Below are 10893 nucleotides of genomic sequence, written 5' to 3'. Positions count from 1 at the left end.
AGCGGAAGCATTTGACTGATTACCCATTTGAAAAATGGGCTGGATTTTTTCAAATCCAGATGTGCTTTAACACATTAACGGGCACGAGCAGATTTCCACAGGAATATTTGCGAGTTTCCTTAAGCTCTCTTTGCTTCGGAAAAACTTTGCAGGGTATAAGGGACGGAGTCCCTCATACTTACTCCCAAGGTTTAAGTACAACCTTGATAGCTTCCCCTGTTTTGATAGCCTTGATACCTTCTTTGATATCTTTAAGCGGCATGATGTGTGTAACGAATTTTGCCGCGTCGATTTTTTTATCAACTATTAATTCAACCGCTTTGGCAAATACGTCAGGTGCATAAGCAAATCCGCCTACTACGTTCAATTCTTTATAGTGGATCAAGTTAGAATCGAATGATACATGACAGTTATCCTTTGGAAGACCGCCGAATAGTACTACCGTTCCCCTTGGTTTAACAAGATGTGTAGCCTGTTCCTGAGCGGCACCTACGGGACAAGCAACGATTACAACGTCTGCTCCGTAACCGTTGGTTTCTCTTTCCACACATTTTTCGAGAGGCTCTTCTTTAGGATTATTGAATACATCCGTGCTTTCAAATCTATGAGCCATTTCGAGTCTCGATTCGCTCGGTTCGGAAATTATAACTTTCCTTGCTCCCCTTGCTTTCGCGATAGCACTATGTAAATTACCCAAAGGACCCGCTCCCATGATAACTACGTCATCGCCTTCTTTTACCCTTGCGAATTCCTGAACAGAGTAAACGCTTGATGTAGTTTCAGCCAATGGTATCAAATCAAGATCAAAATCATCGGGAACTTTTACTATAGTATCATCCGTACAGCAGTCTTCCGGAAGTGCTGTGTACTGAGCGTATCCACCCGGTAAATTCGTTCCGAGAGTGATTTTATTTTCACAGTGGTTCTTTAAACCATGTGTACAGTAATAGCATTCTCCGCAAAGTCCAACAAGCGGATTTATAACAATTTTTTCTCCCTTAGGATATTTTTCATTATCACTTTCTACTATTTCCCCTGCGGCTTCATGGCCTAATATATATGGCGGTGTAACCGCAAAATGTCCTGATGAGAATGTTCTGACATCAGAACCGCAAAGTCCTACCGCATCGACTTTTATAAGAACCCCTCCCTTAGGGCATTTAGGTGTTTCTACTTCTTCAAGTCCGAAATCTTCGGGACCTCTGAATACAACTGCTTCCATTTTTCATTATCTCCTTATATAAAAACATATTTTAAATACATCATTATGTATTCCTCACTATCTATTATAAACATAATTACTATTTTTTCAAGGTAAACTTGTGTGAAAACATTTGCATGTTACTATATATACGTTTATTCGTAGTTTTTTAATACTTTTGCTCGCCAAATAGATATTTTATTATCTATTTAAAAATCATTATGTTTATTACATTATTTCCCATTGTAAAAATATAAGGAGTGTCTTTTAATATTCTAAGCTATAGTTTTCTTATAAATTAACATCTCTTTTTAAATACTCCTTACTTATCATTATAAGTTATGCTTGGTCATTAGATAAATAATTTTTATAATTAATTTGCGGGCGTTTTCTGTTATAAGTTTAATATTTCTTTTTTTAATTAATGTCTTAAGCTACAGTAAGTATTTGAAAGGTAAAACTTATAACTGATAACGGATTGGGTGGGGCAGCGGTCGTTTCAAAAATTTCGGGCAGAGATTTTTAGAAAATTCGACCGCGTTAAGAGCCACCACGGCGATTGAGTGGAGCCCTTTATTCTAAATCTTTGGGCGAGCAAAGATTTAGCGGGGTGTAAGGGGCAGAGCCCCTATTATTTATTCTTCAAAAACCTCAACCATTATCCTCGCCCCGGTCTTAAACCCCATTATAAATGCATCCGCCAAAGCCGGAGGCTGAAGTAAAAATATCTTATTTATTAAATTTATATAATCACGCTTAAGTTCCTTTGGAAGCCTATTCCTGATATCATTTTCTTTCTCGCACAATTCATCATACATTTTTTTATATTCATCCAAAGAATAAGCAAACTCTTCTATAGGCTCAAAATTCCCGTAATACAACTGCTTAAGTATACTTTCTTTCATTTTACTTTACCTTCCTCCCCGCTTTACCCCTCGTAAATTCATCTATTGCATGACTTACAAAATCTTTAAAACATAACCTATTTTTCCTGCAATACTCGGCTGCGGCTAAATACTTCCTAAAATCCAGCTTGAACCTTATTACATCGTTACTTTCTTGTTTGTTCATAATTTTTTCTCCTTACTTATTATTTGAGTTCCATAAATTAATTATAATAATTGGAACTCAATAAGTCAATAGAAAAAATAAAAAACACTCGAAATGAGTGTTAATTAATATTTAAATATTCTTCAATAGCATTTCTAATAAACTCTGCCCTTGTAATATGTTTTTTTTCACATATTTTTAAAATCTTTTCATTTGTACTCTGATTTATTCTTACTTTTATATCAATATTCAGAGGATTATTACTTTTAGGTCTTCCCATTTTCTTCTCCATAATGTCTCCTTAATTAATATTTATAAAGTACTTATTGGGTCCCTTAAATTACATTTAGTTTAATATATATAATATATTTTGTCAAATAAATTGAGTTTTAAAATTTCATTATTATTTTTTAAATGCGGGTAATTTACTTTTATCTTTAATACCATTATTACCTAAAAAGTTCTTGATTTTTAATACAAGATATAACTTTTAATATTAACCGGGGCGGGTCAGCGGTCGTTTCAAAAATCTCGGGTAGAGATTTTTAGAAAATTCGACCGCGTTAAGAGCCACCACGGCGATTGAGTGGAAGAACTTTTACCCCTTTTTTGTTTCTTTGGACAAAAAAGGGCAGGGTTCCTAAGGGACAGAGTCCCTTATACCCCAATAAGGTGCGGGTGGTTTCCTCTTTATTACATAAAGGGGGTGGTGCTATGAAGATAGATTTTGTACTGATAATAAAAGTACTTATACTACTATTCGAGATAGCCGCCGCTATTTTAAGTTTCTTAATATAATATAAAACTACTTCTAAGAAATAAAAAACGACTACCCTAAATTGCAACCTTAGGTAGTCGTTTTATTTATAAATACTATTTGAGGAAGCCGCCTTCATCTCTACGGCTCCTTTATTAACTATATTATATTCTTTAATTTAATCATTGTCAACAACTCTAACTATTTTAAATGTGACCTATATTTGCTATATCATTTTGTACTTTCTTTTAAAATTATCACTTACTAATAAGTAAATAACTCTCTCAGGTAATCTGCGGTTGATTTACTTCAGTAAGTTTAATATCCCTTTTGCCGAAGGCTTAGGCACCGCGCCCAGCGGAAGACTTTTTTCCATCTTTTTTGGCTTCGGAAAAAAGATGGTCGCCCTTTAGGGCGAAATCTAAACCAACTCTCTACCCATCAACACTCCCATAACGGAAGCCATCATAAGTCCTCTTGTCCATCCGCTGGAATCCCCCAAACAGTGAAGTCCTTTGATATTAGTGTTAAATTTATTATCCATTTTTACTCTGTTTGAATAAAATTTAAGTTCGGGAGAATATAAAAGTGTTTCCATTGAAGCAAACCCCGGTACTACATGATCCACAGCTTGAATGAAATTTATAATATTCATCATAGCTCTATATGGCATCGCGGAAGTTATATCTCCCGCTACGGCGTCGGGAAGCGTAGGTTTCACGTTCGACCTTACAAGTTCCTTCTGCCATGTCCTCTTGCCGTCCAAGATATCTCCGTACCTCTGAACCAATATCCTGCCGTCTCCCAGCATATTCGTAAGCTCTCCCACCTTTTGTGCATAAGCTATAGGCTGATTGAAAGGCTCCGTAAAATTAAGGGAACAAAGTATGGCAAGATTCGTATTCCCCGATTTCAAATCCTTATAAGAATGTCCGTTTACTACGGCAAGGTCATTGTCGTAGTTTTCCTGACTTACAAACCCTCCAGGATTTTGACAGAACGTACGTACTTTGTTTTTAAAAGGCTTGGGATATCCGATAAGTTTAGATTCATACAAAGCATTGTTCACACTTTCCATTATTTCATTCCTTACCTCTACTCTTACTCCGATATCCACAGTCCCCGGTTCATGGGCGATACCGTGTTCGGCACATAAGTTTTCAAGCCAGTCTGCTCCTCTTCTTCCCGTTGCAACTATTACATTGTCGGCATATATCTCATCTTCTTTTTCACCTTTTTTGATATATACCCCCTTACATTCTTCTCCGTCAAGAATAAGGTTGGTACATTCATAACCGAAAATTATTTCAACTCCGTTATTTTGAAGATATTTCTCTATTGCAAGATAAATCTCCTGTGCCTTTTCGGTACCAAGATGTCTTATAGGACAATCCACAAGCTTAAGTCCCGCTTGTATCGCCCTTTTTCTAATGTCTTTTACTTCTTCGCCCTTATTTATCCCTTCTATATGTTCATCTGCTCCGAATTCAAGATATATTTCATCAGCATAATCTATCATTTCCTGAGCCAAATCTTCTCCAATCAACGAAGGAAGATCTCCCCCTACTTCATAACTAAGTGACAACTTTCCGTCACTGAAAGCTCCCGCACCCGAAAATCCCGTCGTGATATGACAATATGGTTTACATCCCGCACATTTCTTAAGCTCAGCCTTAGGACATTTTCTCTGCTCTATAGCCTTACCTTTTTCAACCATTACGATTTTCTTTTTACTTCCCTTTCTTATCATCTCAAGAGCCGTAAAAATCCCCGCAGGACCTGCACCTATTATAACTACATCTGTTTTCATAATCTTACCTCCGTATTATTGGCAAAAAAATAACTGCCTCGTAAAATATGTAGACTACTCCCATTGAGCATTATAGTCAACTGTTACGGCAGTTGGTAGAAACATTCATCCGATCATGAATTTATATAATCTCTCCAAATAGACATTTTAAAGTATCATAACTTATTTGTCAATGAAAACATTTAAATAAAATTACCAACTTGTATATTATATTAAATAAAAAATATAAAAATAAGGTAAAATCACAAAAAAAATGATAAAATAAAAATAATAAAAAATCTTAAAACAAAAAAAGGATGGTGAAAATTATGAGCAACAAAGAAGTATTGAAGGAAATGCTGGGTAGAGAAGTTAATGCTGTCACAAACTTGAAAAAAGTCCTTGACTTTGACAAGATCGATGAAGCAGTTGAAAAAATAGCGGAATGCAAGGGAAATGTCATATTTGCAGGGTGCGGTTCTTCAAGTACTGCAGCATTCAGAGCAGCAAACATATATAATTTTTTATATATCCCGTCGGTTGCGATAAACGTAATGAATGCTCTCCACGGAGAATATGGGATGATAAGAGAAGGCGATATATTCATACCAATCTCAAAGAGCGGGAACACAGAAGAACTGGTACAGTCTATCCCGATAGCAAAGAAGCTGGGGGCATATATAATAGGTCTTACAGAAAATGAAAATTCTTACATAGCCGAAAATTCCGATATAGCTATTACTTTCAACTCATTAAAAGAACTGGACGACAAAGACATGGTAGCCACATCTTCCACTACATGTTCCAGCATTATCCTTGATATCATAGGCGGTGCGGTAATGAAGAAAAATAATATAACGGATAAAGACTTTAAACTTATCCACCCTAACGGTGCGGTTGGACAAATGCTTAAAGAGCAATAAGGGGCGCTGCCCCTTAGAAACCCTGCTTAAACTTTGCTCGCCCAAAGTTTAAGAATAAAGGGCTCCGCTAGGCGCGGTGCCTTATAACGCGACTGGATTTCCTAAGAAAATCTACCCGATTTTCTTGAAACAGTCGCTATCCCTACCCATTAATATGAAATGTTTTATCTTCCCTTAAAGGTGATAACTCTTTTAGATAATTTATAAATGAATGTATATAATAAGTTTACTATCCTCTCTGAGCATATTGATATTACCTAAAAAAGTCATATAATTAACATTAAACATATTTTATTTTGAGATTTCTAATTATTTTTTCGTTATCAATTTTAAATAATTTTTTATTTATTAAAAGATTATGAACTTATATTAACGATAATCCTTTCATATATTTTTTGTATTTTCTCACAAAAAAAAGACGCGCCTAACAGACGCAGTCTCTTTTATAATCCAAGTATTTCATTTATAAGCTGGTTGACTATTCCCGGATTTGCTTTTCCTTTTGTCTGTCTCATTACCTGACCGACAACAAATCCGCCCGCTTTTTTCTTTCCGCCTTTTAAATCTTCAACAACCTGAGGATTGTCATTAAGTATCTTTTCTACGATAGCCTTGATTTCTCCTGTGTCGTTCATTTGTTTAAGTCCTTTTTCTTCGACTATTTCTACGGCGTCTTTTCCGCTTTCAAACATTTCATTCAAAACTTTCTTGGCTGTGGATAAGTTGATATCTCCCTTATCTACCAAATCAACAAGCTTTGCAAGATTATTTGGAGTAAATTTGATGTCGGAGAATTCAAGTTCATTGCTGTTAAGATAAGCTGATATATCCCCCATTAAGAAGTTTGCAACGGATTTTATATTCTTTGTATTTTTGATAGCTTCTTCAAAGAAGTTTCCTACTTCGATCGATGAAGCAAGGAAAGCTGCATCGTACTCGCTGAGCTTATATTCTTCGATAAATCGCTTCTTCTTAGCGTTTGGAAGTTCAGGCATTTCGTCTTTGTACTTTTGAATTTCCTCGTCGGTCAAAATAATAGGTACAAGGTCGGGGTCAGGGAAATAACGATAGTCATGAGCGTCTTCCTTACTCCTCATAGAGAAAGATTTACCCTTTTCATCATCCCATTTTCTGGTTTCCTGAACTATTCTCTCGCCCTTTTCAACAGCCTTTACCTGTCTTTTATATTCATATTCGATAGCTCTCTTTAAAGATCTGAAAGAGTTTAAGTTCTTCATTTCGGTCCTTGTACCGAATTCAGTTGAGCCTTCGGGCATTACGGATAAGTTTACGTCGAAACGAAGTGAACCTTCCTGCATTTTACAGTCCGATACACCTACTGTCAAAAGATTGTTTCTTACTGTTTCCGCAAACAACAATGCTTCTTCCGCACTTCTGATTTCAGGTTCGGTAACTATTTCTATCAAAGGAACTCCGCAGCGGTTATTATCAAGAAGAGTCTGATAATCTTCATGGATAAGCTTTCCTGCGTCTTCTTCGATATGGATCCTCGTTAAATTTATCCTCTTCTCTTCCCCGTTTTCCTTTGTTATATCAAGATATCCCCCTATACATAAAGGCTGGTCGTACTGAGATATCTGATAAGCCTTCGGAAGGTCGGGATAAAAGTAATTTTTCCTGTCAAGTTTAGAGTAGTTTGCTATTTTGCAGTTTAAAGAAAGCCCCGCTTTTACCGCATATTCAACTACTTTTTTATTTAAAACCGGAAGTGTCCCCGGCATTCCCATACATCTTTCGCATACGTGAGCGTTTTCTTCGGCGCCAAATTCCGTCGGGCAGGAACAGAAAATCTTACTTTTGGTGCCAAGTTCGCAGTGGATTTCAAGCCCTATAACCATTGTATAATTTTTCATTTCTTGCCTCCTATAAATTTGGTTTTTGTTTATGATGATCGGTCACGTTTTGATAACTATTAGCCGCTTTTATGATCTTACCTTCATCGAATACATTCGCACTGATTTGAAGTCCTATAGGCATACCGTTTTTAGATAGTCCGCAAGGTATGCTTGCGGCAGGTATACCCACTAAGTTAGCTGTAACGGTGAATATATCAGCTAAATACATTTGAGTCTGGTCTGTTGTTTTTTCTCCTATTTTAAATGCTTCACTCGGTGTGGTAGGAGTAAGGACTATATCGCATTTTTTGAATATATCGTTATATAAGTCCTTTATGAGTTTCCTTACTTTCAAGGCTTTATTGTAATACATATCGTAGTATCCCGCAGATAAAGCATAAGTTCCGAGAAGTATCCTTTTCTTCACTTCTTCCCCGAAACCTTTTGTCCTGGAGTTGATTATTATATCTTCCAAAGTTTCGCCTGCTTCTCTTACCCCATATCTGATACCGTCAAATCTTGATAAGTTTGAAGAAGCTTCCGATGATGAAATAAGGTAGTAAACAGGTATAACATAATCGAAACAATCAAAGGAAATATCGACGATTTCAGCTCCCATTTCCTTGAATTTATCTATAGCTTCCGTGATTTTATCCACAGTATCTTTATCGATTTTATTTTCGTCTAACAGAGCGTAATCCACCCCGACTTTCATTCCCTTGATATCTCCCTGTAGGAATGAAGTATAATCCGGTACGTCTACTTTCATACTTGTAGAGTCATTTTCGTCATGCCCCGCAATTACACTTAGTACACTTGCAACGTCTTTTATATCTCTTCCGAAAGGACCGATTTGGTCAAGAGAAGAAGCAAAAGCGACAAGTCCGTATCTGGATACTCTCCCGTAGGTAGGTTTAAGCCCCGTAACACCGCAGAATGCGGCAGGAGTCCTTATTGATCCCCCTGTATCCGAACCGAGTGAGAATGCGGCTTCACCGGCACTCACGCTTACAGCGCTCGCCCCGGAAGAACCTCCCGGAACTCTTGAAGTATCCCATGGATTTTTTACGACGTGATAAGCAGAGTTTTCATTTGATGAACCCATTGCAAATTCATCCATATCCACTTTACCCAGTAAAACGGCTCCGCTTTTTTGAAGCTTTTTATAAACCGTAGCAGAATAAGGAGGTATGAAGTTATCAAGGAGTTTGGACGAACAAGTAGTCCTTATATCCTTTGTACACATATTATCCTTTAGAGCATAAGGTATACCGTCTAGAACACTAAGCGTTTCCCCTTTGAGTATCCTTTCTTCACTTTTTTCAGCCTCTTTTTTCGCAAGGTCAAAAGTCTTTGTAAGAAATGCGTCAAGCTTAGTATCCACCGCTTCTATCCTATCGATATAGCTATTCAAAACTTCACTTGCACTTACTTCTTTTTTATCGAGAAGTTCTCTTAACTCATATATAGTTTTGTCATATAAAGCCATGTTTTTTCCTCCATGTTTTATTAATCATTTACTTTATTATTAACTCTTCCATTAATTGTTTTATTATACATTTTTTTCATATTATTTGCAACTAATTATCAAACCATTTAAGGGCTATCCGCCCTTAAGAACCTGACCATTTTTGTCCTAAGCAACAAAAATGGATTAAATGCTTCCACTCAATTGCCGTGGAGGCTCTTACGCGGTCGGATTTTGGGAAAGTGCTGCCCGCACTTTCTCCAAACGACCGCTCCCCCAACCCACGTTAAATAAAGGGTTACTTTTTTAAATTTTTGCCTTTATATATAAAAAGATACAATAAAAAAACAACTCTAAAAAGAATTGTCTTTTGTTATATTATTTGATTTCCTGCTCAAGATTATTAAATTCAGGTGATGTGAAAAATTCTGACAAGGTTATATTTAGACCGTCACAAATCATTTTAATAGTTATGATTGTCGGATTTTTACTTTTACCATATAATATACTTTTTAAAGACGAAGGAGCTAATGCACTCAGATTAGCCAAACGATTAATTGATATATCTCTTTCTTCGCATAACTGCAAAATCCTTACTCTTACCGCTTCTACCGTATCCATATAAACCCTCCATATATAATAGAATATCACAAATAATTAGATTATTTAAATAAATCTTACTTTATAATACTTTTGTATTGATTATTAGTGTGTCACAAAAGAGAGGTGGTAAAATGACACCTAAAAAAAAAGGACGACCAAAGATAGATAATCCAATGAAAATAAGATTTAGCGTAAGGCTTGATGATGAAACATATTCAAGATTAAATGAATTTTGCATGAAACATAATATTTTAAAAGCCGACGCAGTCAGACAAGGACTTGAAATGTTAATGAATTCCGAGGACTATAAATAAATCTATCAGCGGTAAAAAAAGGCAGCCCGCTCCCCGCAAAAGGATAAATACGGACTACCGACCCCAAACGGAGTATGTAAATATTATACACTGCATATCTTTGTTTGGCAATAAAACACGGAGGTATTTTTATGAAAACGAAATATAAGTTTATTGATATTGCAATTAACAAAGATTTAAAGAATGATTTAGATAAATACTGTGAAGAAGATAATAAAGATTATGACGATGTAATAGCAATGCGTCTAAACGAATATATGAATAAATATGATTTTAATAAAAAACAATAAAACAAATTAAATCTTACTTTATCATACTTTTATATTGACTTACGTACATAAACAGTATTATAATATATACGTACATAAGAAAGGAGGGCATTTTATTGGTACGAAAAGGAAGACCCACAAACGATCCCAAAACGAACAGAATGGAAGTAAGATTATCGGATGCGGATATAAATTATTTGGATTTTTGCTGTAAAAAGCTGAATAAGACAAAAGCCGAGATTATAAGACTTGGGATAAAGTTGGTTTATGAAAAGGAAAAATAAAAGGTAGCCCACCTCGCTCACCAGGCAAACATGGACTACCGACCCCAAACGGAGTATGTAAATATTATACACTGCATACCTCTGTTTGGCAATAAAACACGGAGGTATTTTTATGAAAGAATATAAATATATTGGTATTGATATGGATAATCAAACCAAGGAAAAATTAAATAAAATATGCAAATCAAATAATATCAGTGAATAAGAAGCAATACATCAAATCATTTCAAATCTAAAAAATCATTTCTTTTTTAACAGTGAGGAACAAAAATGAAAAATCGAATATTGGAAGAAATATATGATAAATATATAAACAGTGATATCAATCAAAGCAGAGACGGATTTGAAGAAATTAATAATGAAAGATTTATTATCATCA

Annotated in this window: 12 protein-coding genes and 1 riboswitch; of the genes, 4 read left to right on the top strand and 8 right to left on the bottom strand. The window is 35.6% G+C overall.

What is annotated here, in order from left to right:
* Window positions 1-178: 178 nt before the first annotated feature.
* The 5 genes from Q0516_RS01840 to Q0516_RS01820 form a co-directional block, all read right to left on the bottom strand.
* On the bottom strand, window positions 179-1222 hold the full coding sequence (locus Q0516_RS01840) for an alcohol dehydrogenase catalytic domain-containing protein (protein WP_294468812.1): 1044 nt from the start codon (window positions 1220-1222) through the stop codon (window positions 179-181).
* 614 nt (window positions 1223-1836) lie between these two features.
* Entirely contained in the window at window positions 1837-2106 is a 270-nt protein-coding gene (locus Q0516_RS01835) for a DUF6809 family protein (RefSeq protein ID WP_294468810.1), read from the bottom strand.
* A 1-nt stretch (window position 2107) separates the two neighbouring features.
* Complete coding sequence (locus Q0516_RS01830) at window positions 2108-2272, bottom strand: hypothetical protein (protein ID WP_294468807.1); 165 nt, start codon at window positions 2270-2272, stop codon at window positions 2108-2110.
* A gap of 100 nt (window positions 2273-2372) precedes the next feature.
* Window positions 2373-2543, bottom strand: coding sequence for a ribbon-helix-helix protein, CopG family (locus tag Q0516_RS01825; protein ID WP_294468805.1), 171 nt, complete (start codon window positions 2541-2543; stop codon window positions 2373-2375).
* Window positions 2544-3429: 886 nt separating this feature from the next.
* Window positions 3430-4818 carry an FAD-binding protein gene (locus tag Q0516_RS01820; protein ID WP_294468803.1) on the bottom strand — a complete coding sequence of 463 codons (1389 nt, stop codon included), beginning with the start codon at window positions 4816-4818 and terminating at the stop codon, window positions 3430-3432.
* Between the two features lie 53 nt (window positions 4819-4871).
* Window positions 4872-4967, bottom strand: a riboswitch (purine riboswitch).
* Between the two features lie 159 nt (window positions 4968-5126).
* Here Q0516_RS01820 and Q0516_RS01815 point away from each other — a divergent pair.
* On the top strand, window positions 5127-5720 hold the full coding sequence (locus tag Q0516_RS01815) for an SIS domain-containing protein (protein ID WP_294468801.1): 594 nt from the start codon (window positions 5127-5129) through the stop codon (window positions 5718-5720).
* Between the two features lie 443 nt (window positions 5721-6163).
* On the opposite strand, the gene gatB is transcribed toward Q0516_RS01815, so the two are convergent.
* The 3 genes from gatB to Q0516_RS01800 all read right to left on the bottom strand — a co-directional run bounded on the left by gatB (window position 6164) and on the right by Q0516_RS01800 (window position 9665).
* On the bottom strand, window positions 6164-7594 hold the full coding sequence (gatB, locus tag Q0516_RS01810; RefSeq protein WP_294468799.1) for an Asp-tRNA(Asn)/Glu-tRNA(Gln) amidotransferase subunit GatB: 1431 nt from the start codon (window positions 7592-7594) through the stop codon (window positions 6164-6166).
* A gap of 10 nt (window positions 7595-7604) precedes the next feature.
* A complete protein-coding gene (gene gatA / locus Q0516_RS01805) occupies window positions 7605-9065 on the bottom strand; it encodes an Asp-tRNA(Asn)/Glu-tRNA(Gln) amidotransferase subunit GatA (protein ID WP_294468797.1) in 1461 nt (486 codons plus the stop codon).
* Window positions 9066-9422: 357 nt separating this feature from the next.
* Window positions 9423-9665 (bottom strand): helix-turn-helix transcriptional regulator, encoded by a 243-nt coding sequence (locus tag Q0516_RS01800; protein WP_294468795.1) that lies wholly within the window; start codon window positions 9663-9665, stop codon window positions 9423-9425.
* Between the two features lie 113 nt (window positions 9666-9778).
* On the opposite strand from Q0516_RS01800, the gene Q0516_RS01795 reads away from it, so the two are divergent.
* From Q0516_RS01795 to Q0516_RS01785, 3 genes are all read left to right on the top strand, one after another.
* Window positions 9779-9961, top strand: coding sequence for a CopG family transcriptional regulator (locus Q0516_RS01795; protein WP_294468794.1), 183 nt, complete (start codon window positions 9779-9781; stop codon window positions 9959-9961).
* 131 nt (window positions 9962-10092) lie between these two features.
* A complete protein-coding gene (locus Q0516_RS01790) occupies window positions 10093-10251 on the top strand; it encodes a hypothetical protein (RefSeq protein WP_294468792.1) in 159 nt (52 codons plus the stop codon).
* Between the two features lie 95 nt (window positions 10252-10346).
* On the top strand, window positions 10347-10514 hold the full coding sequence (locus Q0516_RS01785; protein WP_294468790.1) for a hypothetical protein: 168 nt from the start codon (window positions 10347-10349) through the stop codon (window positions 10512-10514).
* The last annotated feature ends 379 nt before the right edge of the window (window positions 10515-10893 follow it).

It is taken from the genome of uncultured Anaerofustis sp. (genome assembly GCF_938029165.1).
In the GTDB taxonomy this organism is placed as follows: domain Bacteria; phylum Bacillota; class Clostridia; order Eubacteriales; family Anaerofustaceae; genus Anaerofustis.
Note: the sequence above shows the minus strand (reverse complement) of the source record. Positions and strands in the feature narration are given on the sequence as shown.